The sequence below is a fragment of the Sphingobium sp. BS19 genome (assembly GCF_027925545.1).
GTDB lineage: Bacteria > Pseudomonadota > Alphaproteobacteria > Sphingomonadales > Sphingomonadaceae > Sphingobium.
This window is the reverse complement of record NZ_BSEF01000029.1, coordinates 1-24440: the sequence shown is the minus strand read 5'-3', so window position 1 is coordinate 24440 and position 24440 is coordinate 1. Positions and strand designations below refer to the sequence as shown.

Below are 24440 nucleotides of genomic sequence, written 5' to 3'. Positions count from 1 at the left end.
AAAGTCGAGAATATGTTCGGCAGGATCAAGGACTGGCGGCGCATCCACACGCGCTACGATCGTTGCGCCCATACCTTCATGTCCGCCATCTGCATCGCCGCGACCGTTATATTCTGGATCAATCAATGAGTCCTGACCCTAGTTTTTTCAGTTTTACTGCAAATATGATGAGAGAAGCTAAGCTGTTACATAGACAGATGCATTTTGGAGTAGTTGTAAAATACGACCACATCGAGATTGATAAGATGTCAACGCAAAATCTCATCAAGTCGCTTTTCACGTCTCGCATAGAGGGCGAGGCCGTAGTTCGCTCTCCGTCTGACTTTGGCCTGCCAGTTAGCGTTAATGACGCGCGGTTTGGGATATACGAGTAACGCTGCAAGTTGAGCTGCTTGATCGAGCGTGAGTTTTTCGTCGTCTAGTTCCCAATCATATTCTCCAAAACTTTCGGGAAACATAGCTCTAGCTGCTTCAGAAGAACCTTTTAGCCCGGTCCCGAAGTAAGCGATTTGCAAATATATTCGCAAGATCGCCAATTTAGTAAATTTTCGCTGCAGAACTACCGCTCCAACCCACTCACGTAATTTTCTTCGGAGGGTGCGTTCATAGCGGTCAGATGCAGTACGAAATAATTGAATATCGATTGTACTTGCGCCGCCGTGGCGACTAAATCGAGCGGCCTTCAACGTTTCTCGGAACACTGATTTTACATCGATACCGTGGTGATCCAGAAACCTTCGATCTTCCAGAAGAATAACTAATTTTTCCAGCTTTGTGAGCTTCGCCGATTTATCAATCATGGAGATTTCATCGGCGATTGCTAAAATCACTCGATGTATCCTCAGGAGAGAAGATCTTAACGTAGGAAGCTTTGGACGCATGATTATACAAATGGCCAAAACCAGAGGTTTGGCAAGCACTCGTTCCTTAATACGACGGCATGCTGTATCGCACTGAGCCTAACGATAAACCTCCCCCCGATGCGCTCTTCGAATGTCTTGACGATACGGGCGGCGGCGGTGCGGTCGAGTTTCTTCAACTCCTTCACCGCATCGGCAGAAACTCAATCGCGATCTGTATCGGGAGTTTGGCAAAGGGCCGTCTTCACATCCGCCAGAGGAATGGCGTCGCCTACCCGAAAGCCCTTCATCCGCTCCTCGGCCAGATCAAAATCCTTCGTATCTTCCAGAATCTGTTCAACAGCCCGGTCACTGATTCCCGAACTGCGTCCACTATCCACAGCAGCCTGCAATCGCTGCCGCACGTCTTCTGCCTTAATGTCCCGCTGAATGAGATCGCAGGCATAATCGCTCATGCTCGCATATGTGCCGTTGGCGATCTTCGCCTCAACCCACGCATGCAGGTCATCTGGAAGGTCGACATCAATCTGCGTCATATCGGACATCTGCTTCACTCCTCTCAGGAAGAACCCTTTGGAGAAATCGTTTTTTCTATCGTTGCCCATTCGCTGGCCGCCACAAGAACGACCCCCTCACCCTTCTGCCGTGTGATCGCCACGGGAACCTTATCCCGAACAACACGATCCATCACACCCTTCAAATTGGCGCGCGCGCGAGAATAGGGCAAAGACTCCATCCCAGCATTGTACAATGCACAGCGCCGGATGCAAGCACGTCGCCCTCTGCCCACGGTTGGCCGGAAGGGCCAGATGGGTGGTGAGGTGGTGAGGCCTTTGAGGCCTTTGAGGCCTTCCGCCCCAATGCACCCCTTCACGCGATAGCCGAACCGACGCAAAAATATGGGGGCAGACGCACGTGCGCCCGCCCCCCCGAATATTCGGTCCTACGTCCCGGCTCAATCCAGCCCCAACGCCGCCTTATATGTTTCCAGCAGCGCTTCGGCTTCCTGCCGCACATGGTTTTCCATCTTGCGCAGGCGGACGATCGCGCGGATCGTCTTCACGTCGTACCCGGTCGACTTGGCTTCGCCGTACACATCCTTGATGTCGTCGGCGATGCCCTTCTTCTCTTCTTCCAGCCGCTCGATACGTTCGATCAGCAGGCGCAACTGGTCTGCTGCGACATTGGGTTCGCTCATGCTCTATTCTCCCTGGCATACCCCGCTGGCCGTGCATCCCGACGGTATCGGAACGCAAACGAAGGGGGTGAAATGAATCGGTGACGAGCGCCTTAATGCCTGTCCGCGTTCTTCGCCACGCTTTCCTTCATGCGGGCGAGTTGTTCCGGCGTCGCTTCGCCCTGATGCTTGTCCTTCCACTCGCCAAAGGGCATCCCGTGGATGATTTCGCGGGCCTGATCGCGGGTCATGTCCCCGTCCGCTTCGGCGACCCAGTCGGCCAGGCAATTGCGGCAGAAGCCCGCCAGCCCCATCAGGTCGATGTTCTGCACATCGGTACGATGCTGCAAATGTGCGACCAGACGGCGGAAGGCGGTTGCAGCCACGGCATCATCTATTATGGTGCTCAAGATAAATCTCCATCAAGCAATATCCTTGTCGTGCAGCTGGGATAGCGGAAAAGGGCACCGGATCAAACCGGCGCCACCCACAGCAACAAGCCACGATTCCTCCAGGAGTGCATGTGAAGAAAATCCCTCCCCGTCTCCGTAACGTCCGTATCCTTGCGACTCTGGGCCCGGCCAGCAGCACGCCGGACATGATCCGCAAACTCTATCTGGCGGGCGCAGACGCTTTCCGCATCAACATGAGCCACGGCACGCATGAGGATCACGCCGTCAACATCGCGTCGATCCGCGCGCTGGAAAAGGAATTCGGGCGCCCCACCACGATCCTCGCCGACCTTCAGGGGCCGAAACTGCGCGTGGGCACCTTCGCCAATGGCGTCGCGGTGCTGAAAGTCGGGGAGCCGTTCGTGCTGGACCGCGATCCCGCCCCCGGCGACATCGGCCGCGTTAACTTGCCGCACCCGGAAATCTATGCTGCGCTGCTGCCCGGCACGCGCCTGCTGCTCGACGATGGCAAGCTTGTCCTGCGCGTGCAGAAGGTGTTGGAGGAGCGCATCGAAACGCTGGTGGAGGTCGGCGGTGCCCTCTCCAACCGCAAGGGCGTGAACGTCCCCGACGTCGTCGTGCCGATGGCCGCGATGACGGACAAGGATCGCCGCGACCTCTCCTTCGCGATGAAGGAAGGCGCGGACTGGATCGCCTTGAGCTTCGTGCAACGGCCCGAGGATCTGGCCGAGGCACGCAAGCTGATGGGCGGCTCCGGCGCACTGATGGCGAAGATCGAGAAGCCTGCCGCCGTTCAGCGGCTCGACGAACTGCTCGAACTGTCCGACGCGGTGATGGTCGCGCGTGGCGATCTGGGCGTCGAATTGCCGCCTTACGCGGTTCCGCCGCTGCAGAAGCAGATCGTGGAAGCCGCCCGCCGCATGGGTAAGCCGGTGGTCGTCGCCACGCAGATGCTCGAATCGATGATCACCGCGCCCACGCCGACCCGCGCCGAAGTGTCCGACGTGGCCACGGCGGTCTATGACGGCGCCGACGCGATCATGCTGTCGGCCGAAACGGCGGCCGGCGCCTGGCCGGAAGAGGCCGTCGCGATGATGGACAACATCGCGCAGAGCGTGGAAAGCGACACCCGCTATCTCGACCGGCTGCACTTCACCGAGACGAAGCCCGATCTCACTACCGCCGACGCGCTTGCCGAAGCCTGCTCCAACATCGTGCCGACCGTGGGCGCCAGCGCCATCGTCTGCTTCACGCTGAGCGGCAGCACCGTACGCCGCGTCTCCCGCGAACGTCCCGCCGTGCGCATATTGGCGCTCACCCCGCGTCAGGACACCGCGCGCAAGATGGGGCTGCTCTGGGGCGTCCACGCCGTGCGGACAAAGGACATCGGCAGCTTCGAGGAAATGATCGGCAAGGCCCGCCGCATGGCCCTGCGCCACAGCCTCGCCGAAGCAGGGCGCAAGATCATCGTGCTGGCCGGCGTCCCCTTCGGCACGCCGGGATCGACCAACGTGATCCATGTATCGAACGTGCGCGGCGACGAGCTGAAGGGCCGGGAGTAACGCTCCTCTCCTCGTCATTCCCGCGAAGGCGGGAATCCATCTCTCGTCATGGCGGCTTGCACGCTGATAGCGAGACGGGTTCCCACTTTCGCGGGAATAGCGCCCGCCTTAAAGTACGCCTACGTCCATCAACGCTGCCCGCAATGTCACTGCATCCCGAAAATGATGCCCGATCATCCCGACGCCCCGCGCGCCTTCGATATTGTCGATTCGATCGTCGATGAAGAACGCTTCCTCCGCCCGCACCCCGAATCGGTCGAGCGCGAGGCGATAGATGGCGGGGTCAGGCTTCGACAGCTTCTCGACCCCCGACACCACGATATCGCGAAAATGCCCGAAGATCGCGGGATGCGCGTCCAGAAAAGGCGGCCAGAATTCATGGCTGAAATTGGTGATCGCGAACAACGGCACCCCGCGCGCCGACAGGTCGTTCAGCAGCGCCTCCATCCCGGCAATCGGCGCGCCCACGCTTTCGGCGAAGCGCGGCTTCCACAGCCGAATCAGGGCTTCATGCTGGGGATATTGCGCGATCAGTTCCGCGCTGGTGTCGGCAAAATCGCGCCCGGCATCATGCTGGAAATGCCATTGTTCGGACACGACATCGCGCAGAAACACGTCAAGCGCCTGATCGTCGGGGATCAGGCGCTTATAGAGAATACGCGGATGCCAGGGAAAGAGCACATTGCCGATGTCGAAAATGACAGCGGCGATGCTCCCCATCGGCAGGTTTTCAGCCCTGGCGGGCTTTGAACCGGCGATTCGTCTTGTTGATGACGTACGTGCGGCCGCGACGACGGATCACGCGGTTATCGCGGTGACGGTCCTTGAGCGACTTCAGCGAGTTGCGGATCTTCATGGGAACGCAGCTTTCAATTGATTCTGTTGTGTCGAAAAACGAAGCGTCGCCACTATGGGGCGGGGGCAGTAAAGTCAAGGCGCGGTCACCCTGTTTTTCTGCCATTCCATTGCACTTCGGCCATATCCCGTTCAGGCAGGATGCAGCAAAAGCCGCTATCGCGCGTTCCGCACCCCGGAGACAAGTCATGATGAAGTCGATTCTCGCCACCAGCCTGCTGGCGCTTTCCCTGTCCGCCTGCGCGACGGCGGTGCCGCCGGTCGAGGTTACGCGCTTCCACACCGCCAACCCGCCGGTCAGCGGCACTGTGGCGATTGAGGAAATGATCGGCAACCCGGACATCAGCTTGGAATTCCGCACTTATGCCGCTGCCGTCGGCAATGAATTGCAGCGCGTGGGCTTCACGGAAATTCGCGAAGGCCGCAGCGACTATCAGGTGCTCGTCGGCCTGCAGCGCAGCTATCGGCCCTCCGGTCCCGATCGGTCGGGCAACCCCGTCAGCGTCGGCGTCGGCGGCTCGACGGGCAGTTACGGCAGCGGGCTGGGCGTAGGCATCGGCATCAATCTGGCGGGTAAGCCCAAGGATTATATCACCACCGAAATGCGCGTGCAGATTCGCCGTCGCGGCGATTCGCAAGCGGTGTGGGAAGGCCGCGCGATCACCAGCGCCAAGGAAGGCACCCCCGCCGCCCAGCCTAACATGGCCGCGGCCAAACTCGCCGCCGCGCTGATCGGGGGCTATCCGGGCGAGTCCGGGCGCACTATAACGGTGAAATGACCTTATCCAACACCCTCCTCTCGATCACTGGCGCCTTCGATGGCGGCAACATCCGCGTCCTTTCCACCACAGACCTGACGGCCGATCTGGAGATCGTCACCGATCATCAGAGCGACTTTTATCAGTGGTTCCATTTCCGGGTGGCCGGGGGCGCGGGTGAAGACATCACCCTGCGGATCGTCAATTGCGCAGGGTCCGCCTATCCCGATGGCTGGGCAGGCTATCAGGCCCGCTTCAGCGAAGATCGTGAGAACTGGCTGCAAGCCGATACCGACTATGCCGACGGCGTGCTGACCATCCACCTCTCGCCAGACAGCAACAGCGTCTGGGTCGCCTATTTTGCGCCCTATTCGATGGAGCGGCATCACGACCTCATAAGCTGGGCAGCGAACCAGCCGGGCGTCGAGACGCGCGAACTGGGCACCACGCTGGACGGGCAGCCGCTCGACCTGCTGACGCTAGGCGAGGGACCGAAGCACGTCTGGCTCTATGCCCGCCAGCATCCCGGCGAAACGATGGCGGAGTGGTGGATGGAAGGCGCGCTGGAACGCCTGTGCGACATGGAGGACAGCGTCGCGCGTCTGCTGCGCCAGCATGCAACCTTCCACATCGTCCCCAACATGAACCCGGATGGCAGCCGTCGCGGCCATCTGCGCACCAATGCGGCGGGGGTGAACCTCAACCGCGAATGGGCCGAACCGAGCATGGAGCGCAGCCCCGAAGTGTTCCTCGTCCGTGCCGAGATGGACCGCACCGGCGTCGACTTCGCGATGGACGTGCATGGCGACGAAGCGATTCCCGCCGTGTTCGTCGCCGGGTTCGAAGGCATCCCGTCGCTGAAACAGGACCGGCTCGACCTCTACAACCGCTTCCGCGACACGCTGGCGATTCGGACGCCCGATTTCCAGACGAAGCTCGGCTATCCCCTTGGCGCGCCGGGTCGCGCGAATCTCACCATGTCGACGGCGCAACTGGCCGAGCGTTATGGCGCGGTCAGCATGACGCTCGAAATGCCGTTCAAGGACAATGACGACTTGCCCGATCCCGATTTCGGCTGGTCCCCGGCGCGGTCCGCGCAACTGGGCAAGGATTGTATGGCCGTGCTGGCGGAGATTATCGCCGACCTCTGAGTCGGCGCGCAATCAGAAGGCGTCGCCAATCGCCGTGATCTGCGCGTTGGACACAGCGTCTGCGTCGTTCGCGACATCGCCGCCCGCAGGCGGATCGCTGGCAAAGGACCAGGCAGAGAATAGCACCGCTGCCGCCCACAACAGCGCCGCCCAGCGACTTTTGAACAAACGGGAATAGCCGATGCCGAACATGGCACCGGCTATAGCCCAACAACCTTAATCATTAGTGCGTGTGATTATTCCGCTGCGTTGGCCGCTGGCGCTGCCGCATTGGCAGCGTTGTCGGCAGGCGCAGCAGCATTGTCACCCTCTGCAGCCGCAGGCGCCGCATCGGCAGCCGGCAGCGGCAGGTTGGAACCCTGCGCATTGAGATACGCGATCACATTGGCGCGATCGACGCCGTTACCCAGACCGGCGAAGGTCATCTTGGTGCCCTCGGCGAAAGCACGCGGGCTTTTCAGCCACGCATCCATGCTTTCGAAGGTCCAGTTGCCGCCCTTGCCCTTCAGCGCTTCGGAGAACGCAAAACCGCCCTTGCCCTGGCCGATAGGTTCGCCGAGCGTGGCGTACAGGTTGGGACCGATGCCGTTCGCCCCGCCTTGCGTGACGGTGTGACACGCGGCGCACTTGCCGAACACCTTCTCGCCCGCCGCGACATCCGCCGTGGCCAGCAAAGTGGCGATGCTCGGGCCTTCCGCCGCGCCTGCGCCGCCTTCGGCTTCTACGCCTTCGATGGCATAGCCCATCTTCTCGGGACGTTCGTCATGGAACATCTTGCCGCTGACGATCGATCCGCCGAGTGCAACGATGCCTGCGAACAGCGCCCAGCCAGCAATAGTATTGAAACGATCGTCCATGCGTCCGATTTCCTCCGAATGATCCGCCCTGGCGCGATCTTCTATAGATTCCCGCGCTCCCTTATGCGGGCTGCCATAATGACGCAAGCGCGAACGCGCAAGCGCGGCTTGCGTCGGTCTGCACAACACCTTAAGCGCCGTCACGCCTATGGACGCTTATCCTCTTCCTGCGCAGCACCTCGTCGCCGAAATGGCGGAAAAGGCAGCCCGCGATCCCGCCAGAGCCATTGCGTATCAAGGTGCGCCGGGGGCCAACTCGCATCTCGCTGCGCTGAGCTATGCGCCCGATTGCATCCCCCTGCCCTGCTTCGCGTTCGAGGACGCGATCGACGCCGTGCGCGAAGGCAGGGCGGATCGTGCGGTCATCCCCATCGAAAATTCGCTCTACGGGCGCGTCGCCGACATGCATTTCCTGCTGCCCGAATCGGGTCTGCACATCGTCGACGAATATTTCCTGCGCATTCGCCACTGCCTGATGGCTGCCACCGACGCGCCGGTGACCAGCGCAATCAGCCATCCGCAGGCCATCGGCCAGTGCCGCCATTATCTGCGCGCGCAGAATATCCAGCCGATCAACTATGCCGACACCGCCGGCGCCGCCGCTCTGGTCGCTGAAACGCAAGAGCCCGGCGCAGCCGCCATCGCGCCCTATCTGGCAGCGGAAATCTACGGCCTGCGCCTGATCGCGGAGAATATCGAGGATAGCGACGACAACATGACGCGCTTCGTGGTCCTTTCGCGTGACCCGCTCCTGCCCCATGGCAGCGGCCCGGTGATGACCACGATCCTCTTCGAAGTCCGCAACGTCGCGGCCTCGCTGTACAAGGCGCTGGGCGGCTTTGCGACCAACGGCGTCAACATGACCAAGCTGGAAAGCTATCAACGCGGCGCCAGCTTTGCGATGACCGAATTTTTCGCCGACATCGAAGGAATGCCCGGCACCCCCACCGTCGACCGCGCGCTGGAGGAACTGAAGTTCCACACCAAATGGGTGCGGGTGCTAGGAAGCTACCGACAGGCACGCCCGCGGAGCTGACCTGTTCTCAGGAATGTAGCGTAGCGGAAATCGGCTTGGAATAGATATCCGCACAGGTAGCGGTCAGCCGCTCCAGCGCCTCGAATAGATCGAGCTCGATCTTTTTGAAGTTGAAACAGCTTTTCCCCTGCATCCGCTTTTGCAGGTCCACTGGCACACTATCGAGCAACGCCGGGAGAGCGTAGAGCGGCATGAGATGATAGGAGACGTAGTTCTTCTTGAGCTGCACGGCACCGAACCACGCTGGCTCTTTTTTTCCCGGTTCTGACCAGCACGCTTTCAGCACCACATTACCCGGTTCGTCCGTTGCAACGTCCATTACGCTTGCCGACCGCAGAATCGTTTCGCGCAGAACGGAAAACACCTGTTCGAGAGATTCTGCCACCGCTTACCCCTTCATCTAATGCGCCGCGCCCCAACTCGGCCCCGTCCCGATCTCCACGCCCAGCGGCACACTCAGAGTGACCATCGGCTCCGCCGCGCCTGCCATCACGTCGCGGATCACCGCACTGGCCGCCTCGATATCGCCCTCTGGCAGTTCGAACACCAGTTCGTCGTGCACCTGCAACAGCATCTTCACATCCGTCAGCCCCGCCGCCGTCAGCGCCGGTCCCATGCGCACCATCGCGCGTTTGATGATGTCCGCACTGGTCCCCTGAATCGGCGCATTGATCGCGGCGCGCTCCGCACCTTGGCGTTCATGCTGGATCGACGCCTTGATCCGGGGGAACCATGTCTTCCGCCCGAACAAAGTCTCGGTGTATCCCCGCGCGCGCACCTTCTCCAAAGTCTCGTTGATGTAGACGCTGATCCCGGGAAAGCGCTCGTAATAGCGGCTGATCATGTCCTGCGCTTCGTCCGCGCCGATTTCCAGCCGCGCGGCCAGCCCCCAGCGGCTGATGCCGTAGAGGATCGCAAAGTTGATCGTCTTCGCCCGCCCGCGCGTATCGCGGTTCACTTCGCCGAACAGTTCCTGCGCCGTGCGGTTGTGAATATCCTCGCCCGCGGCAAAGGCTTCCTTCAACGCGGGCACATCGGCCATATGCGCCGCCAGCCGCAATTCGATCTGGCTATAATCGGCGGCCAGAATGACATTGCCTGCCTCCGCGACGAAAGCATGGCGTATCTGCCGCCCGATTTCGGTACGGATTGGAATATTCTGCAAATTCGGATCGGTCGACGACAGCCGCCCGGTCTGCGCACCGGTCAGGCTATAGCTGGTATGGACCCGCCCCGTCTGCGGATTGATCTGCGCCTGCAGCGCGTCAGTATAGGTGGATTTGAGCTTCGAAAGCTGCCGCCAGTCCAGCACCTTGCCCGAAATTTCCGACCCTTCGGCTTTCAGCTTTTCAAGAATGGTGACATCGGTGGAATAGGCCCCCGACTTGCCTTTCTTACCCCCCTTCAGGCCCAGCTTGTCGAACAGGATCGCGCCAAGCTGCTGCGTGCTGCCAATGGCGAAGGGTTGCCCCGCAAGCGCGTGAATTTCCGTTTCCAGCGTCGCGATGCCCTCGGCGAACTCGCCCGACAAGCGCGAGAGATGCTCGCGATCCACCTTGATCCCGGTCCGCTCCATGGCGGCGATCACCGGCACCAGCGGACGGTCGACCAGTTCGTACACCCGCGTCGCGCCTTCTTCATGCAAACGTGGCTTGAACACGTTCCACAGGCGCAGCGTCACATCGGCATCTTCACCCGCATAGGCCGTCGCGCGATCCAGCGGTGCCTCGGCAAAGCTGATCTGCGCCTTCCCGCTGCCCACCACATCCTTGAAGCTGATGCACGTGTGGCCCAGATGCGTCCGCGCCGCTTCGTCCATGCCATGCCCAGACAGGCTCTGCCCGGCATCCAGATCGAAGCTCATGACGATGGTATCGTCGAACGGCGCAATGGCGATTCCATGCCGCGCCAGTACCGTCATGTCGTATTTCAGGTTCTGCCCGACCTTCAGCACGCTGTCGTCGGCCAGCAGCGGTGCCAGCTTGCCAATCACCACATCGAGCGGCAATTGCTCGGGCTTCTCCGCGAACATGTCGGTCCCGCCATGCCCGACCGGGATGTAGCACGCCTTGTTGGGACCGGTGGCGAGGCTCACCCCCACCAGCTTGGCGCTCACGCTGTTGAGGCTGTCAGTCTCGGTATCGATGGCGATGACCCCTTCGGCATGGGCCGCCGCGATCCAGCGGTCCAGCGCCTCTGCCGTCACCACCGTTTCATAGGCCGAGCAATCCACAGGTGGCGCATCTTCGCGGATCGGCGCAGGCGGCACCTCGCCCACGCTGGCGGCCACCGCAGCAACCGCCACCGCTGCTGCGCCGCCGCCCAGCCGATTGAGCAGCGCCTTGAACCCATGATGCTCCAGAAACACGCGCAGCGGTTCTTCCGGTATGCCCTTGAGCGACAAATCCTCCAGCGGCTCGGGCAGGGTCATCGCGCTGTGCAGCTCCACCAGGCGCCGCGACAACCGCGCCATCTCCTGATGCTCGATCAGATTGTCCCGCATCTTCGACGGTTTCATGTCCGGCGCAGCGGCAAGCACGCTTTCCAGATCGCCATATTCGGTAATCAGCTTCGACGCCGTCTTCGGCCCGATCCCCGGCACCCCCGGCACATTGTCGACGCTGTCGCCCATCAGCGCCAGCACATCGCCCAGTTGCTCCGGCTTAACGCCGAACTTGCCCATGACATAGTCCGGCCCGCGCCGCTCATTCTTCATCGTGTCGTACATGTCGACGCCGGGCTGAATGAGCTGCATCAAGTCCTTGTCGGACGACACGATGGTCACATGCCATCCCGCAGCCACCGCCTGCTTGGTATAAGTCGCAATGATATCGTCCGCCTCGAACCCCGCTTCCTCTATACAGGGGAGCGAAAAGGCGCGTGTCGCATCGCGGATCATCGGGAATTGCGGGATCAGGTCTTCGGGCGCAGGCGGACGGTTCGCCTTGTATTTGTCGTACATGTCATTGCGGAAGGTGTGCGATCCCTTGTCCAGAATGACCGCCATATGCGTCGGCCCCTCCGCCGCGCCCAATTCCGCCGCCAGCTTCCACAGCATCGACGTATAGCCATAGACCGCCCCCACTGGCTGCCCATGCTTGTTGGTCAGCGGCGGAAGCTGATGATAGGCGCGAAAAATATAGCCGCTGCCATCGACGAGATAGAGGTGATTCTGGGACATCGGAGGGGGATAGCGGAAGCGGGAGGGCGTGCCAAATCTTTGGATGTGGTGCGCCGATTGTGAGGCCGCGTTGACCGAGCGAGTGTCTATCTTGGGTGGGAAGGCGACTGGCGGCTTTTAGGTCCGCACCATCTGAAAGTCGACATCGAATACGCACGCCGAAACGCATCAGTTTTTCGCATCGCCGAGTATGGAGGTTTTTTACCGTTCTTTGCTTGATGCAGAATCTGTGAGTTTCGCATAACGAACGCGGAGAATGGCGAAAGCTGCGAAAAGCACGCCAATGACGTCATGAACACACTATACGGAGAAGGCAATTGGTCAAAAATTGGTAAGCAAGGCCATGAATACAGTCATATAAAAAATGTCAATCAAGTAATTGAGGAGGCTAGATTTGAATATTTATTTAGTTAAGCATGCACACAGCATTGAATATTCAGGAGATGATATTTTTGAAAGTAAAATAATTGGAATTTTTTCGAGCAAATTAAAAGCTGAAGAGGCAGTAAAAATTCTCAAAAATAAGCCAGGTTTTGTAGATTATCCTGACGATTTTATAATTGACGATTATGAGATCGACGTCATCGAATGGGATCAGGGATTTATCAAAGAGGAATTACGGTAACACTTTTACTTACCTCCCAGCGCTCTCCGGTCACCTGAACTTGTCCATTCGCTATGCCGGGCGGTGGTATATCGCCCGACGGCAAGCGCCGGATTTCCGCGCGTCCCGCCTTTCTCTGGACGAACGAACACGCGCTGCTCACCATCCAAGCCAACTTCGGCAATTGTTTCTTCGCGCAACGCTGCATCCCCCAGCGAGGTGCGCACTATGTCCGCAACTGGGCGCAGCAAGTCATGAAGTAAACGGCAAAAAATGGTCGCTTCCCGTCATCCCCGCGGAGGCAGGAATCCCGCTTCTCTCTTAAGGAAGGTAGCGGGATCCCGGATCACGTCCGGGATGACGGTGCAGGCAGCAGCGTCAAATCACCGCTTGTCGTGGTTCGCCGCGACTGCCTTCGCCACCGACTGCATCAATTCCCACCGCACCGGGATCGGCACCGTCGTGCTGCCGATGAACACCGCCACGGCATAGCTCGTGCCGTCGGGTGCCGTCATGATGCCGATGTCGTTATACCCGGTCGAGCGCGGCGCGAGTTCCTGCCCTGTGCCGGTCTTGTGCACATAGCTCCACCCCGCAGGGACGCCGCCCTTGATCCGCTGCGGCCCGGTCTTCGCTTGCCCCATCGTCGTCAGCAGCAGCCGCGTCGACGCAGGTGAGAGCATTTCCCCGCGCTTGAGCTTGGCCAGCGCCATCACCACCGAAGACGGTGCCGCCCCGTCCATCGGATCGGCGAGATAGGCGTCGAGCGCTTTCTCCCGCACGCTCTTGGGCAGATTCGCCCGCGCGGTGTAAAAATTGCGCCCCTGCGAATAGCTGGGGTTCCAGCTCAAGCCTGCCGTTGTGCTTTGCAGCAGCCGTTCGCCCGGCCCGAACCGGACATTGCTCACGAACCGCCGCGCCAGAAAGCCGCGCACCGCTTCCGGCCCGCCCGCGCGCCGCAGCAGCATATCGTTGGCGGTATTGTCGCTTTGCGTCATTGCGCGCGTCATCAGGTCCGACAGCGTCGTTTTATACCCGCTCGCGCCGATCAGGCTGGCAAGCGGCTGATGAAACAGCGTCATGTCCTCCCGCCGGACGATGGCTGCTTCGCTCAGTGAAACCTTGCCCCGGTCCACGGCATCCAGCAATGTCATCGCGACCCACAGCTTCGACACACTTTGCTGCGGAAACAATTGCGTCCCGTTCCAGGCGACCGTCCAGTCCGCATCGACGCGGCGCACTGCGATCCCGACATGCCCCTTGAAATTGCGCCCCAGCGACTGGATGATGGTGACCAGTGCAGGCGACGGCGTACTGCGCGGATTATATTCCGGAATCGCGACGGGCGGATTGGCGACGGGGCGCTGCGGCTGCGCGACGGTACGCGGCGTCACCGCTGCCACACGCGCAGGCGGCGGCGTCGCTCCCCCCACGCACGAACATAATGCGCCGAGCACAACGCCCAGCGACGCATAGCGCCGAAAGCGCGCCTTGCCGTCCCCCGGACCGCGTCGCTTGATCGTCATGTTCACCCCGATTGCTCTTTTGCCCGCATATTCAATAGCCTGACTTTCCCGCTCTGCCTGCCCCAAACGCAAGGACGATGCGGCGAATGATTCCATAGCTGCGATGTAAGGAGCATGAACGACGCAACGCAAAGCGTCATTGTGCGTTCAGCCACCCTGTTTCAAAGGAGAGGACATGCCCGGAAAAATCCTCTTCGACCGCCGTACCGCCCTGATAACCGGCCTTGCCACATTGGCGTTCGGCGGTTCTCGTGCCGCCGCCGCGCCCTTCGCCTCGCGCCGCATCAGCGTCACCGTGCGCGGCAACGGACCCGACGTTCTGCTGATCCCCGGCCTTGCCAGCGGCCCCGGCATCTGGGGTGGCACCATCGCGGCCATTCCCGGCTATCGCTATCATCTGGTGCAGGTGCGCGGGTTTGCAGGCCTAGCGCCCGACGCGAACAAGAGCGGACCGCTGCTGACGCCGCTGGTCAACGATCTGGCCAGCTATATCACGCAGGCCAGGCTGATCCGTCCCGCCGTGGTCGGTCATTCGATGGGCGGCACGCTTGCCATGCTGCTGGCGATGCGCCCCACCCCGGCGCTCAGCCGCGTCATGGTGGTCGATATGCTGCCGGATGGCGCAGGCATGGTCGGCGGCACATCCAGCGGCATGGGCTATCTCGCGCAGCAGCTTGGCGACTATTTCACCGGCACAAAGGCAGGTCGCCAGCTTTTCTCGCAAATGCTGCAGAATCAGCCCGGCGCCAAGGGCAGCGACCCGGACGTCATCGCCAATGCCCTGCGCGAACTCGCCCAAACCGATCTCGGCCCCCGCCTCAAGACCCTGCGCGCGCCCTTGCAGGTCGTCTATGCCATCGGCGGCGACGCGCAACAGCGCCAGTCGCAGACGCAGCGCTACCGCACGGCCTACGCCCCCGCCAAAGCGCCGTTGCTGACCCCCATCGGGCCCAGCGGCCATGTCGTCATGGCGGACCAGCCCGCGAAATTCGCGACCATCCTGCAGGGCTTTCTGAAACGCTGAGCGCTGTTTGATTTCAATCAATGTGCCCCGCGTACCGGCGACCTAATTCTTCTTCATAGCCTGAAGGAGTAGCGATATGACCGCTCATATTTCCGCAGACAGCCATTCCCACGGAACGCCGTCGGCCAATGTCGTGATGTGCGAAAGCGGCCCGCTGGATCGCCGCGCTGCTGCCGTTCAAATGTACATATTGCCAGTCCTGATCCTGATCTGGACTATCGCCGTGATGGTCATCGTTGCGATGATCTGAGGAGCCCACCCCCTTTCTCCTCCCCCTTGGGCGTGTCCGGGCTTACCCGGCACGTCCTTTTTTTTGGGGGAGACGGCGTTTTGCGATCGCCCTACGGCACCAACACCGTATCCACTGCCTCGGGCAGCGTTTCGGGATAATCCAGAATATAGTGCAGCCCCCGGCTTTCCTTGCGATGCAAGGCGGATCGCACGATCAGCCGCGCCACTTCCAGCAGGTTGCGCAATTCGATCAGATCGGGCGTCACCCGGAAATTGCCGTAATAGTCATCCACTTCCTGCGCGAGCAGGTCGATGCGATGCTTGGCGCGCTCCAGCCGCTTGGTGGTCCGCACGATGCCGACATAGTCCCACATGAACCGGCGGATTTCGCGCCAGTTATGCTGGACGATCACTTCCTCGTCCGAATCGGTCACGCGGCTTTCGTCCCACGCCCGGATCGGCGGTGGGCAGGGCAGGCTGTCCCAGTTCGCGCGGATGTGCTGCGCCGCCGCCTCGCCGAAGACGAAACATTCCAGCAGCGAATTGGACGCCAGCCGGTTGGCGCCATGCAACCCGCTCTCGGTCACTTCGCCTGCCGCATATAATCCCGGCAAGTCGGTGCGCCCGTCCAGATCGATCACTACCCCGCCGCAGGTATAATGCTGCGCCGGCACCACCGGGATCGGCTCCTTGGTGATGTCGATGTCGAGATCGAGCAGCCGCGCATAGATCGTCGGGAAATGCTCCTTAATGAACTCGGGCGGCTTGTGACTGATATCGAGGTGGACGTAATCGAGGCCCAGCCGCTTGATCTCATGGTCGATGGCCCGCGCCACCACGTCGCGCGGGGCCAGTTCGCCGCGCGAATCGTGCCGGTCCATAAACCGCTTTCCGCCACCCGGCACGCCCGGCGGCAGCTTCAGCTTCCCGCCTTCGCCGCGCATCGCTTCGGTAATCAGGAAATTCTTGACCTCCAGATTGTAGAGGCAGGTCGGATGGAACTGGTTCATTTCCATGTTGGACACCCGGCACCCCGCGCGCCAGGCCATGGCGATCCCGTCGCCCGTCGCGCCGCGCGGCGCCGTGGAGAACAGATAGGTCCGCCCTGCCCCGCCCGTCGCCAATATCGTCGCCTTGCCCAGCAGCGCATCGATATGCTTGGTCGTCTTGTTGAAGGCATAGACTCCCCACACATGCCCATCGCCCGAATACCGTACGCCATGACGCGACGTGATAAGGTCGATGGCGACCATGTCGCTCATCAGCGTGATGTTGGGATTGGCCTGCGCTGCCTTCACCAGCGCCCGCTGCACCGCTGCGCCCGTCGCATCGTCGACATGCACGATCCGGCGATGGCTGTGCCCGCCTTCGCGCGTCAGGTGCCAGCGCTCGCCAAAGCCCTCGCCGGCGTTGAACGGCACGCCCAGTTCGGCCAGCCGCTCGATGGCCGCCGGGGCGTTCTCGACGACGAACTCGACTGTCTCGCGATTGTTGAGGCCCGCGCCTGCCACCATCGTGTCCTCGACATGCTCGGCAAAGCTGTCGCCGCCATCCAGCACCGCCGCGATCCCGCCCTGCGCCCAGTTGGTCGACCCGCCATCCAGCGCGCCCTTGGCCAGCACCAGCACGCGCCTGTCCTGCGCCAGATTGATAGCCGCCGTAAGCCCCGCCGCGCCGGAACCGATGATGATGACGTCGTAATTTTGGGTGGGCATTATTCTCTCTTACACCGTTCGTCCCGAGCGAAGTCGAGGGACATTATTCTTAAGGTTTGCGCGAGCGTGTCTCGACTTCGCTCGACACGAACGGAAATCAGGCGAGGGTTACGCAGCCGCCGCCGTCAGATTAAGGAACACATCCTCCAGATCCGGGTCGCGCGTCACCACGTCCACGATCTGCAGCCCCATGCCCTGCACCGCGCTCAGCACTTCGCCGGCATTGGCCTTGTCCTTGGCATAAGTGATCGTGAGCACCCGACCCGCCGTCAGCTCGACTTTCTCGAATCGTGCATGGGTGGGCGCTGCGTCCAGATCGCGGTCCACCGTCACCTGCACGACCTTTTCGGTCGCCATGCCGACCAGTTCGCGTGTCGGCTTATTCGCAATCAGCCGACCGTGGTTGATGATCGCGATCCGGTCGCACAACTGCTCGGCTTCCTCCAGATAATGCGTCGTCAGCACGATCGTCACGCCTTGCTCATTGAGCTGCTTCACATAGGCCCATAATTGCTGGCGCAGCAAAATGTCCACGCCCGCCGTTGGCTCGTCCAGCACCAGGATCGGCGGCGAATGCACCATCGCCTTGGCCACCAGCAGCCGCCGCTTCATGCCGCCCGACAGCGTGCGGGCATAAGCGTTCGCCTTGTCCTCCAGATGCACCGCGCGCAGCAACTCCATCGATTTCCGCGCGCCCTTGGCCACGCCATAGAAGCCTGCCTGATTCTCCAGCGTCTCGAACGGCGTAAAGAACGGATCGAACACGATCTCCTGCGGCACAATCCCGATGGAGTTCTTCGCATTGCGCGGATTCTCGTCAATGTCGAAGCCCCAGATGCGCGCCGACCCGCTTGTCTTGTTCACCATCCCCGACAGGATGTTGATCAGCGTCGACTTGCCTGCGCCGTTCGGGCCCAACAGCCCGAATATCTGCCCGCGCGGCACTTCGAACGACACATGGTCGAGCGCTTGCTTCCCGCCCTTGTAGACCTTGGACAGATTATCGATGACGATGGCGGCTTGCGATGCGGTGCTCATGGGACATGCTCTTAGCGCGCACGAACCGGAAGGTCGAGTAACCGCGATATTGCGGCGCGGCATATTGCGGGGCATGGGCGGCGATGATACAGGCGTGGGCCATGATCCAGCCCCCCGAAATCCTCCGCACCGCCAAGACCCGCGTATCCTGCGACGGATCGGGCGACATCCCCGCCGCGCTCGGCCATCCGCGCGTCTATCTGGAGATCGACGAAAAGGGCTATGTCGACTGCGGCTATTGCGACCGCCGCTTCATACTGGTGGGCGGCCCCGCCGACGGCGCGGACCAAAGCACACTCCCCGACATCGCTTCGGGCGCAAGCGTACAGTAGGCGCTGCCGCACTCCTGCTAAAGCAGGAGTCCAGACTGATCTCCTGCCGAATTAGAAGTTTGGCCTGCCCCAATCGGGACAGGCCAAGATAGATGCAGATCGCGGCGTCATTGCTAGGCAGACGTCGCTTCCGGATTTGTCACCCTTCGTTTTCGTCAGGCGCATTCTGGCGCACGAGCACCATTGTTTGATTGAGCAATTGGTAAGCGATCTCACCGAAGGTGACAGGCCCCGCAATGCCTCCGATGGCCTTGCCCTCAAGCGACCCGTGGAGGAAGTTCAGAATACAATTGCAGGACCAGACAGCCCCTTCGAGCGAGTGGTTGGCGAGTTTTTCGCGGAAGGTCCCGGCGTAGTCGACAAGCGGAGCGGCGAAACGATAGTCCACGCCGGGAAACACCGGCGCGTAGAGCGTTGCCACCTGCGTGTCGCGATCGACCGATTTGATCGAGACATTGATGGGGGCACCCGCGAAATCGCCGATCAGCGGCAACATGCCACCATCCATGCCGTGCTCGACAAGATAGGCGGCGAAGTTGGTAGGCTGACCGTTGACGATGCAATGCGTGGGCGCGAAATCCGTATTTTCGAAACGTAAGACGTCGCCATCGCCCGGTTTGAACGGATTGACGATTTCGATCGACGCAAGCACGTCCTCGGGTTGGGCGATATGGGCAACCACCGCACGGTCGGCATGCTTGGTTGGCCCGGTTCCGTCATAGACCTTGGCCGAGGCCGTGGGATCGGCAAGATCGACACCCGCGATCCAGCCCACGGTGGGGCTTAGAAACGCTTGGGGATAGTCAGCCGCTTCATTGGCGAATCGCTCGTGGCAGACCGAACCTGCTGGAATTATCGCAAGGGAGAAGCCGTGTTCGGGGCCGTTGCCCGAGATGTCGGCCAGATGATCGGCATCATAGACTGCGACACTGACGCTTCCCATCCGGGAGAGGTCCGTTACGAAGACCTGACCTTCGGTAATCACCCGACCGCCTTCGACGGTCATGAAATAGGGGGTGGTGCTGCCGATCCAGTTGCCGGAGGGCAGCATGTCCATTGCCGATTCCGGACCCGCGATTGATAGCGGCAGTCCTGCCTCGATCAGCGCAACCGCCTCCGCGATTGCGAGCAGGCCGTTGGTCGGCTGAGATTTAGCCACGGTTGAATTGAACGATTTCATCAGCAAGGCTCCGCTCCCATTTCGCATAATATTCGTGAATTTCCGCCGCCTTCTGCGCGGCAGGCGCGGTGCTGCGCTCCATGCGCTTGATGAGCATCTGGGTCGCGACATTGTTGGTCCGCAGTGCCGCCAGTCCTCCGTTCGCCAGCTTTTGCCAGCAAGGGGATGTAGGTAACGGTATGGCCATCTATTGCTCCTCTGTTGCTGGTATCATAGTCGATTGACCGCAGTTGGTTGGAGCATTGCAGAATTAAATCTGGACTTCCTGGAGCGCGCGACCGTTTTAAGAGCGGCTGGGCAGTACTCACCTCGCAAAGCGCGCTGCCCGGCATCGCTTCGGGCGCGAACCTGTAATAACCAGCCTAACCGCAAGAACACCCCACCCCCGTTCGGTTCGCGCTTGTCGAGAACAGGGCTTGGCGCCCCCCGCATACGCGACGGACGCTTCTCGACTGCGCTCCAAGCTGCTCGAACCGAACGGTGAGTAGCGTTGCGGCAAGGGTTATAACTGTCTGATGGGGGTTGGTGCAGGGAATACACACCCCTATATCCCCCCTATGACCGACATCACTTCGCACTTCACCGACGCCCGCGGCTTCCTCTATCGCGACGGCCTGCTCGATCCCGATGGCGCCCGCCGCCTCACTGCGCAGGCGCTGGGCAAGTGCGATGACGGCGAACTCTACCTCCAATATCGCGCGTCGGAGAGTTTCGGTTTCGATGACGGTCGCCTGAAGACCGCCGATTATTCCACCGATGCCGGCTTCGGCCTGCGCGGCGTATCGGGCGAGATGACCGGCTTTGCCCATGCCAACGACATCAGCGAAGCCGCGATCCGCCGCGCTGCCGAGACGCTGACCCTGCTCGATCCCGCGACCGCCACCGCAGCAGCCCCGCCGCAGCGCACCAACCGCCATCTCTACACCGACGCCAATCCGATGGAGATCGTCCCCTTCGCTGAGAAGGTGGCACTCTGCGCAGAGATCGACGCGGCCGCCCGCGCCCGCGATCCGCGCGTCGCGCAGGTGTCGGTCAATCTCGCCGGAAGCTGGTCGGTCGTCGAAGTCGTCCGCGCCGACGGTTTCACCGCCAGCGACATCCGCCCGCTCGTCCGCCTCAACGTCTCGGTCATCCTCGAAGAAAACGGCCGCCGCGAAACCGGGGTGTTCGGCATTGGCGGACGCTATCTCTACGATCAGGTGATGTCGCCCACCATCTGGAACCGCGCCATCGACGAAGCGCTGGCACAGGCGCGCGTCAACCTCTCCTCCGTCGCTGCGCCTGTGGGGGAGATGACCGTTCTCCTCGGCCCCGGCTGGCCCGGCATCGTCCTGCACGAAGCCATCGGCCACGGCCTCGAAGGCGATTTCAACCGCAAGGGCACATCGGCTTTCTCCGGTCGCGTGGGACAGCGCGTCGCTGCGCCCGGCGTCACCGTGGTCGACGACGGCAGCATCGCCAACCGCCGCGGGTCGCTCAGCATCGACGACGAAGGCACGCCGACCCAGGAAAACGTGCTGATCGAGGATGGCATCCTGCGCGGCTACATGCAGGATCGCCTGAACGCGCGCCTGATGGGCGTTCCCGCCACCGGCAACGGTCGCCGCGAAAGCTATGCCCACGCCCCCATGCCCCGCATGACCAACACCTTCATGCGCGGCGGCAATGACGATCCCGCCGAACTGCTCAGCCGCGTCAAAAACGGCATCTTCGCCAAGAGCTTCGGCGGCGGACAAGTCGACATCGTGTCGGGCAAGTTCGTCTTCTCCTGCACCGAAGCCTATCGCATCGTGGACGGCAAGATCTGCGACCCGATCAAGGGCGCGACCCTGATCGGCGACGGTCCCACTGCGCTTACCAAGGTCACGGGCATCGGCAACGACATGGCGCTCGACGAAGGCATCGGCATGTGCGGCAAGGGCGGGCAAAGCGTTCCTGCGGGCGTCGGCCAGCCGACATTGCTGATGGAAGGCCTGACGGTCGGTGGCACCGCCGCCTGATCGTCTTTGGGCCCTAACAGTGCCCAAAATTTAAGCAGTTCTGCCGCGCTGCACAATTTTTTAGCGTCGCGACTCGTATCGTCTCGCCCTAACGCCGTGTTAACGCACGTTTAAGAAACTGGCACGGTCCTTGCTGACCTTTCTATCGCACACCAGAATAAGGGGGCGATATGAAACTTGTCATGGCTATCATAAAGCCGTTCAAGCTTGACGATGTACGAGAGGCACTTTCCACTCTTGGCATTGCGGGCATGACGGTCAGCGAAGTTAAAGGCTTCGGTCGCCAGAAGGGCCAGACCGAAATTTACCGCGGCGCCGAATATTCGACGAACATGGTTCCGAAGATCAAGATCGAAGTCGTTTGCGACGACGATCTGGCACCGCGTGTTGTCGAAGCGACGCAGCAGGCCGCCAACAGCGGCGCAATCGGCGATGGCAAGATTTTCGTTCTCGATGTGAGTCAGGCCGTGCGCATCCGCACGGGCGAGACCGGCGAAACCGCGCTGTAAGGAAGGGGGAATAATGACTGTTTCCAAGAAACTTTGCGGTGCGATGGGGGCGATTGCCGCTTCCCTGTTCGCCGCCGCGCCGGCCTTTGCCGGTCCGATCAAGGCACCGACCGTCGAACAGATGGCCACCATGGTCAACAAGGGCGACGTCGCCTGGATGCTGGTATCCTCGGTCCTCGTACTGATGATGTCCGTCCCCGCGCTTGCGCTGTTCTACGGCGGCCTCGTCCGTACCAAGAACATGCTCAGCGTCCTGATGCAGGTGTTCATGATCGTCTCGGTCGCGGCGCTGGTCTGGTGCTGCTGGGGCTATTCGATGGCCTTCACCAGCAACAACGTCTTCGTCGGCGGCTTCTCCAAGGCGTTCCTGATGGGCGTATCGGGCACCACTTATGCCGCGACGTTCAGCAACAACGTCTATCTGCCTGAATTCGTGTTCGTCATTTTCCAGATGACCTTCGCGTGCATCACGCCAGCCCTCATCGTCGGCGCCTTTGCCGAACGTGTGAAGTTCTCGGCGCTGATGGTGTTCGTGGTGGCATGGCTCACGGTCATCTACTTCCCGATCGCGCACATGGTCTGGTACTGGGCGGGTCCCGACTTCCTGCCTGATGCACCGACCGACTATGGCTTCCTGTGGGGCATGGGCGCGCTCGACTTCGCTGGCGGCACCGTTGTGCACATCAACGCCGGTATCGCGGGCCTCGTCGGCTGCATCATGATCGGCAAGCGCATCGGCTATCCCAAGGAACCGATGGCACCGCACTCGCTGACCATGACCATGATCGGCGCGAGCCTGCTGTGGGTCGGCTGGTTCGGTTTCAACGCCGGTTCCAACCTCGAAGCCAATGGCGTCACCGCTGTTGCCTTCATCAACACCTTCGTTGCCACTGCTGCGGCAGCCGTCTCCTGGGCGCTGATCGAACAGTTCCATCATGGCAAGCCTTCGCTGCTCGGTGCAGTGACGGGCGCCGTGGCCGGTCTGGTCGCCATCACCCCGGCTTCGGGTTACGCCGCGCCGATGACGTCCATCGTGCTTGGCTTCATCGTCTCGCCGATCTGCTACCTCTTCGTCGCTTCGGTGAAGCAGAAGTTCGGCTATGACGACAGCCTCGACGTGTTCGGCGTCCACTGCGTCGGCGGCATCGTCGGCGCAATCGGCACCGGCATCGTCGCTGACCCGGCCTTGGGCGGTCAGGGCTTCTTCGACTACACCGTCTTCCCGGCGGGCGTGGGCGTCTATGACATGGGCGCGCAGATCATCACCCAGATCAAGGCCGTTGTCCTGACACTGGTCTGGTCGGGTGTCGGCAGCGCGATCCTGTTCTTCATCATCGACAAGACCATCGGTCTTCGTCCTACCGCAGACGCCGAACAGGAAGGCCTCGACCTCTCCAGCCACGGCGAACGCGCCTATAATTACTAAAAGAGTTCGGCAGGGCGGGCCACCATAACGGCCCGCCCGCCACCCGATGTTCCTCCTGCGAACAACCCTGGGCCGGTGCGCAAGCATCGGCCTTTTTTTGCGCGTCCCCGGTTGGAAAAAGGCTCAGACCAGGCGTTCGCCCGGATAGGCCGGACGCATTGTTGCAAAATTGTGACAGCAATGCTGCGATTGCTCAGTCGGGCGCAGTTTGCGCATGCATCTGCACGCCCAGACCCCTAGGGGCAGCGCGTCACACCATAACGTGACCGAAACAAAGGAAAATGATTACAATGAAGCGCATTTTAGCCGTTGTTGCCGTGGCCACTGCTGTTGTCGCCACGCCGGCCCTCGCTCAGGAATTTCAGGGTGCCCGCGTTGGCGTGGAAATCGGTGCCGTTGACGATGATTTCGCAGGCACGGACAAGGCCAGCTACGGCATCAATGCTGGTTACGATTTCGATCTGGGCACCACCGTTGTTGGCGTCACCGGTTCGTACACCGGCCTGTTCGATGACGACAACACCGACCTTCGCGATCTGACCATTGCCGGTCGCTTCGGCTTCAAGGCTACGCCCCGCACGTTGGTTTACGGCACCGCTGGTTACTCCAACCTGGACGCAGACAACTTCCCCGGCTCGCTGGACGGCGTAAAGGTCGGCCTTGGCGTCGAACAGAAGTTCGGCAACCTCTTTGCCAATGTGGAAACACGGTACGGCAACTATGAATTCGGTGTGGAACTGTACCAGACCGTCATCGGCGTAGGCTACCGCTTCTAATTCAGCGGCTTATTCCATGGGAAAGGCGGCGCCAGCGCGCCGCCTTTTTTTGTGCGGGATACGGTTACCTCAGCGACTGGTGTGACGGCACATTTTTCTTGACATAATGAACCATATAGGTTATATGCCACAGCACTTCCTATCTGTCTGGCCAGATATACGGGAAAGAAAGGTCCTGTTCGGCATAAGCGGCAACGCAACTGTCGGGCAGGAGCGGTCGGCGCGGAAC

At 61.1% G+C, this 24440-nt stretch carries 30 protein-coding genes; 14 read left to right on the top strand and 16 right to left on the bottom strand.

Features of this window, described 5'->3' with window-relative positions:
- Window positions 1-129, top strand: a 129-nt coding sequence (locus QMG56_RS21030) for a transposase (RefSeq protein WP_037452737.1), incomplete at its 5' end; no start/stop codon positions are given.
- A 119-nt stretch (window positions 130-248) separates the two neighbouring features.
- On the opposite strand, the gene QMG56_RS21025 is transcribed toward QMG56_RS21030, so the two are convergent.
- From QMG56_RS21025 to QMG56_RS21005, 5 genes are all read right to left on the bottom strand, one after another.
- On the bottom strand, window positions 249-830 hold the full coding sequence (locus QMG56_RS21025; protein ID WP_281824655.1) for a biosynthetic peptidoglycan transglycosylase: 582 nt from the start codon (window positions 828-830) through the stop codon (window positions 249-251).
- Window positions 831-1063: 233 nt separating this feature from the next.
- Window positions 1064-1465 carry a hypothetical protein gene (locus QMG56_RS21020; RefSeq protein ID WP_281824653.1) on the bottom strand — a complete coding sequence of 134 codons (402 nt, stop codon included), beginning with the start codon at window positions 1463-1465 and terminating at the stop codon, window positions 1064-1066.
- Window positions 1420-1548, bottom strand: a complete 129-nt coding sequence (locus QMG56_RS21015) for a type II toxin-antitoxin system Phd/YefM family antitoxin (RefSeq protein WP_281824659.1) — start codon at window positions 1546-1548, stop codon at window positions 1420-1422. The genes QMG56_RS21020 and QMG56_RS21015 overlap by 46 nt, the downstream gene beginning before the upstream one ends.
- A gap of 267 nt (window positions 1549-1815) precedes the next feature.
- Window positions 1816-2058 carry a DUF2312 domain-containing protein gene (locus QMG56_RS21010; RefSeq protein ID WP_230186574.1) on the bottom strand — a complete coding sequence of 81 codons (243 nt, stop codon included), beginning with the start codon at window positions 2056-2058 and terminating at the stop codon, window positions 1816-1818.
- A gap of 92 nt (window positions 2059-2150) precedes the next feature.
- Entirely contained in the window at window positions 2151-2447 is a 297-nt protein-coding gene (locus tag QMG56_RS21005) for a DUF1244 domain-containing protein (RefSeq protein WP_375713744.1), read from the bottom strand.
- A 113-nt stretch (window positions 2448-2560) separates the two neighbouring features.
- Here QMG56_RS21005 and pyk point away from each other — a divergent pair, with 113 nt between their 5' ends.
- Window positions 2561-4012: a pyruvate kinase gene (pyk, locus tag QMG56_RS21000; protein ID WP_281824651.1), complete on the top strand. Its 1452-nt coding sequence runs from the start codon at window positions 2561-2563 to the stop codon at window positions 4010-4012.
- A gap of 108 nt (window positions 4013-4120) precedes the next feature.
- Here the strand turns inward: pyk and QMG56_RS20995 are convergent, their stop codons facing one another.
- The gene (locus QMG56_RS20995; protein ID WP_281824650.1) at window positions 4121-4732 is read right to left on the bottom strand and encodes an HAD family phosphatase; all 612 of its coding nucleotides are present in this window, start codon (window positions 4730-4732) and stop codon (window positions 4121-4123) included.
- Between the two features lie 10 nt (window positions 4733-4742).
- Entirely contained in the window at window positions 4743-4868 is a 126-nt protein-coding gene (ykgO, locus tag QMG56_RS20990; protein ID WP_003046794.1) for a type B 50S ribosomal protein L36, read from the bottom strand.
- A 187-nt stretch (window positions 4869-5055) separates the two neighbouring features.
- Between ykgO and QMG56_RS20985 the strand changes: the two genes are divergently transcribed.
- Entirely contained in the window at window positions 5056-5646 is a 591-nt protein-coding gene (locus tag QMG56_RS20985; RefSeq protein WP_281824648.1) for a hypothetical protein, read from the top strand.
- A complete protein-coding gene (locus tag QMG56_RS20980; RefSeq protein WP_281824646.1) occupies window positions 5643-6776 on the top strand; it encodes a M14-type cytosolic carboxypeptidase in 1134 nt (377 codons plus the stop codon). Before QMG56_RS20985 ends, QMG56_RS20980 begins: the two co-directional genes overlap by 4 nt.
- 12 nt (window positions 6777-6788) lie before the next feature.
- On the opposite strand, the gene QMG56_RS20975 is transcribed toward QMG56_RS20980, so the two are convergent.
- Together QMG56_RS20975 and QMG56_RS20970 are read right to left on the bottom strand one after the other, a co-directional pair.
- Entirely contained in the window at window positions 6789-6968 is a 180-nt protein-coding gene (locus QMG56_RS20975) for a hypothetical protein (protein ID WP_230186569.1), read from the bottom strand.
- 44 nt (window positions 6969-7012) lie between these two features.
- Window positions 7013-7633, bottom strand: coding sequence for a cytochrome c family protein (locus tag QMG56_RS20970; RefSeq protein WP_230186568.1), 621 nt, complete (start codon window positions 7631-7633; stop codon window positions 7013-7015).
- 148 nt (window positions 7634-7781) lie between these two features.
- Between QMG56_RS20970 and QMG56_RS20965 the strand changes: the two genes are divergently transcribed.
- Window positions 7782-8669, top strand: coding sequence for a prephenate dehydratase (locus QMG56_RS20965; RefSeq protein ID WP_281824644.1), 888 nt, complete (start codon window positions 7782-7784; stop codon window positions 8667-8669).
- 7 nt (window positions 8670-8676) lie between these two features.
- On the opposite strand, the gene QMG56_RS20960 is transcribed toward QMG56_RS20965, so the two are convergent.
- Both QMG56_RS20960 and polA read right to left on the bottom strand, forming a co-directional pair.
- Window positions 8677-9054, bottom strand: a complete 378-nt coding sequence (locus tag QMG56_RS20960; RefSeq protein WP_281824643.1) for a hypothetical protein — start codon at window positions 9052-9054, stop codon at window positions 8677-8679.
- Between the two features lie 15 nt (window positions 9055-9069).
- The gene (gene polA, locus QMG56_RS20955; protein WP_281824642.1) at window positions 9070-11850 is read right to left on the bottom strand and encodes a DNA polymerase I; all 2781 of its coding nucleotides are present in this window, start codon (window positions 11848-11850) and stop codon (window positions 9070-9072) included.
- 394 nt (window positions 11851-12244) lie between these two features.
- Between polA and QMG56_RS20950 the strand changes: the two genes are divergently transcribed.
- On the top strand, window positions 12245-12475 hold the full coding sequence (locus QMG56_RS20950) for a hypothetical protein (RefSeq protein ID WP_281824640.1): 231 nt from the start codon (window positions 12245-12247) through the stop codon (window positions 12473-12475).
- A gap of 53 nt (window positions 12476-12528) precedes the next feature.
- Entirely contained in the window at window positions 12529-12717 is a 189-nt protein-coding gene (locus QMG56_RS20945; RefSeq protein WP_281824639.1) for a hypothetical protein, read from the top strand.
- A gap of 120 nt (window positions 12718-12837) precedes the next feature.
- Here the strand turns inward: QMG56_RS20945 and QMG56_RS20940 are convergent, their stop codons facing one another.
- Window positions 12838-13980, bottom strand: a complete 1143-nt coding sequence (locus QMG56_RS20940; RefSeq protein ID WP_281824638.1) for a serine hydrolase — start codon at window positions 13978-13980, stop codon at window positions 12838-12840.
- Window positions 13981-14155: 175 nt separating this feature from the next.
- On the opposite strand from QMG56_RS20940, the gene QMG56_RS20935 reads away from it, so the two are divergent.
- Together QMG56_RS20935 and QMG56_RS20930 are read left to right on the top strand one after the other, a co-directional pair.
- Window positions 14156-15004, top strand: coding sequence for an alpha/beta fold hydrolase (locus QMG56_RS20935; protein ID WP_281824636.1), 849 nt, complete (start codon window positions 14156-14158; stop codon window positions 15002-15004).
- Window positions 15005-15080: 76 nt separating this feature from the next.
- Window positions 15081-15254 (top strand): hypothetical protein, encoded by a 174-nt coding sequence (locus QMG56_RS20930; RefSeq protein WP_230186561.1) that lies wholly within the window; start codon window positions 15081-15083, stop codon window positions 15252-15254.
- Window positions 15255-15345: 91 nt separating this feature from the next.
- Here QMG56_RS20930 and nadB read toward each other — a convergent pair whose 3' ends face one another.
- Together nadB and QMG56_RS20920 are read right to left on the bottom strand one after the other, a co-directional pair.
- Entirely contained in the window at window positions 15346-16950 is a 1605-nt protein-coding gene (gene nadB, locus QMG56_RS20925) for an L-aspartate oxidase (RefSeq protein WP_230186560.1), read from the bottom strand.
- Between the two features lie 108 nt (window positions 16951-17058).
- Window positions 17059-17988: an ABC transporter ATP-binding protein gene (locus tag QMG56_RS20920; RefSeq protein WP_230186559.1), complete on the bottom strand. Its 930-nt coding sequence runs from the start codon at window positions 17986-17988 to the stop codon at window positions 17059-17061.
- Window positions 17989-18089: 101 nt separating this feature from the next.
- On the opposite strand from QMG56_RS20920, the gene QMG56_RS20915 reads away from it, so the two are divergent.
- Entirely contained in the window at window positions 18090-18320 is a 231-nt protein-coding gene (locus QMG56_RS20915) for a zinc-finger domain-containing protein (protein ID WP_230186558.1), read from the top strand.
- A gap of 139 nt (window positions 18321-18459) precedes the next feature.
- Here the strand turns inward: QMG56_RS20915 and QMG56_RS20910 are convergent, their stop codons facing one another.
- Window positions 18460-19500, bottom strand: a complete 1041-nt coding sequence (locus tag QMG56_RS20910; protein WP_281824633.1) for a DUF6976 family protein — start codon at window positions 19498-19500, stop codon at window positions 18460-18462.
- Window positions 19472-19687 (bottom strand): hypothetical protein, encoded by a 216-nt coding sequence (locus tag QMG56_RS20905; RefSeq protein ID WP_230186556.1) that lies wholly within the window; start codon window positions 19685-19687, stop codon window positions 19472-19474. The genes QMG56_RS20910 and QMG56_RS20905 overlap by 29 nt, the downstream gene beginning before the upstream one ends.
- A gap of 370 nt (window positions 19688-20057) precedes the next feature.
- On the opposite strand from QMG56_RS20905, the gene tldD reads away from it, so the two are divergent.
- From tldD to QMG56_RS20885, 4 genes are all read left to right on the top strand, one after another.
- Window positions 20058-21500, top strand: coding sequence for a metalloprotease TldD (gene tldD, locus QMG56_RS20900; protein WP_281824632.1), 1443 nt, complete (start codon window positions 20058-20060; stop codon window positions 21498-21500).
- A gap of 170 nt (window positions 21501-21670) precedes the next feature.
- Window positions 21671-22009 carry a P-II family nitrogen regulator gene (locus QMG56_RS20895; protein ID WP_230186554.1) on the top strand — a complete coding sequence of 113 codons (339 nt, stop codon included), beginning with the start codon at window positions 21671-21673 and terminating at the stop codon, window positions 22007-22009.
- Between the two features lie 13 nt (window positions 22010-22022).
- Entirely contained in the window at window positions 22023-23435 is a 1413-nt protein-coding gene (locus QMG56_RS20890; RefSeq protein WP_230186553.1) for an ammonium transporter, read from the top strand.
- A 290-nt stretch (window positions 23436-23725) separates the two neighbouring features.
- Window positions 23726-24211, top strand: a complete 486-nt coding sequence (locus QMG56_RS20885; protein WP_230186552.1) for an outer membrane protein — start codon at window positions 23726-23728, stop codon at window positions 24209-24211.
- The last annotated feature ends 229 nt before the right edge of the window (window positions 24212-24440 follow it).

Coding starts and splice junctions, on each gene's coding strand:
- QMG56_RS20910 (WP_281824633.1), bottom strand. CDS start 19,500: ATGAAATCGTTCAATTCAACCGTGGCTAAATCTCAGCCGACCAACGGC.
- QMG56_RS20935 (WP_281824636.1), top strand. CDS start 14,156: ATGCCCGGAAAAATCCTCTTCGACCGCCGTACCGCCCTGATAACCGGC.
- QMG56_RS20985 (WP_281824648.1), top strand. CDS start 5,056: ATGATGAAGTCGATTCTCGCCACCAGCCTGCTGGCGCTTTCCCTGTCC.
- QMG56_RS20965 (WP_281824644.1), top strand. CDS start 7,782: ATGGACGCTTATCCTCTTCCTGCGCAGCACCTCGTCGCCGAAATGGCG.
- QMG56_RS21015 (WP_281824659.1), bottom strand. CDS start 1,548: ATGGATCGTGTTGTTCGGGATAAGGTTCCCGTGGCGATCACACGGCAG.
- ykgO (WP_003046794.1), bottom strand. CDS start 4,868: ATGAAGATCCGCAACTCGCTGAAGTCGCTCAAGGACCGTCACCGCGAT.
- QMG56_RS20995 (WP_281824650.1), bottom strand. CDS start 4,732: ATGGGGAGCATCGCCGCTGTCATTTTCGACATCGGCAATGTGCTCTTT.
- QMG56_RS20885 (WP_230186552.1), top strand. CDS start 23,726: ATGAAGCGCATTTTAGCCGTTGTTGCCGTGGCCACTGCTGTTGTCGCC.
- QMG56_RS20920 (WP_230186559.1), bottom strand. CDS start 17,988: ATGAGCACCGCATCGCAAGCCGCCATCGTCATCGATAATCTGTCCAAG.
- QMG56_RS20890 (WP_230186553.1), top strand. CDS start 22,023: ATGACTGTTTCCAAGAAACTTTGCGGTGCGATGGGGGCGATTGCCGCT.
- tldD (WP_281824632.1), top strand. CDS start 20,058: ATGACCGACATCACTTCGCACTTCACCGACGCCCGCGGCTTCCTCTAT.
- QMG56_RS21010 (WP_230186574.1), bottom strand. CDS start 2,058: ATGAGCGAACCCAATGTCGCAGCAGACCAGTTGCGCCTGCTGATCGAA.
- QMG56_RS20905 (WP_230186556.1), bottom strand. CDS start 19,687: ATGGCCATACCGTTACCTACATCCCCTTGCTGGCAAAAGCTGGCGAAC.
- QMG56_RS20940 (WP_281824638.1), bottom strand. CDS start 13,980: ATGACGATCAAGCGACGCGGTCCGGGGGACGGCAAGGCGCGCTTTCGG.
- QMG56_RS20945 (WP_281824639.1), top strand. CDS start 12,529: ATGCCGGGCGGTGGTATATCGCCCGACGGCAAGCGCCGGATTTCCGCG.
- nadB (WP_230186560.1), bottom strand. CDS start 16,950: ATGCCCACCCAAAATTACGACGTCATCATCATCGGTTCCGGCGCGGCG.
- QMG56_RS20975 (WP_230186569.1), bottom strand. CDS start 6,968: ATGTTCGGCATCGGCTATTCCCGTTTGTTCAAAAGTCGCTGGGCGGCG.
- QMG56_RS20970 (WP_230186568.1), bottom strand. CDS start 7,633: ATGGACGATCGTTTCAATACTATTGCTGGCTGGGCGCTGTTCGCAGGC.
- QMG56_RS20895 (WP_230186554.1), top strand. CDS start 21,671: ATGAAACTTGTCATGGCTATCATAAAGCCGTTCAAGCTTGACGATGTA.
- polA (WP_281824642.1), bottom strand. CDS start 11,850: ATGTCCCAGAATCACCTCTATCTCGTCGATGGCAGCGGCTATATTTTT.
- QMG56_RS20930 (WP_230186561.1), top strand. CDS start 15,081: ATGACCGCTCATATTTCCGCAGACAGCCATTCCCACGGAACGCCGTCG.
- QMG56_RS21020 (WP_281824653.1), bottom strand. CDS start 1,465: ATGGGCAACGATAGAAAAAACGATTTCTCCAAAGGGTTCTTCCTGAGA.
- QMG56_RS20915 (WP_230186558.1), top strand. CDS start 18,090: ATGATCCAGCCCCCCGAAATCCTCCGCACCGCCAAGACCCGCGTATCC.
- QMG56_RS20980 (WP_281824646.1), top strand. CDS start 5,643: ATGACCTTATCCAACACCCTCCTCTCGATCACTGGCGCCTTCGATGGC.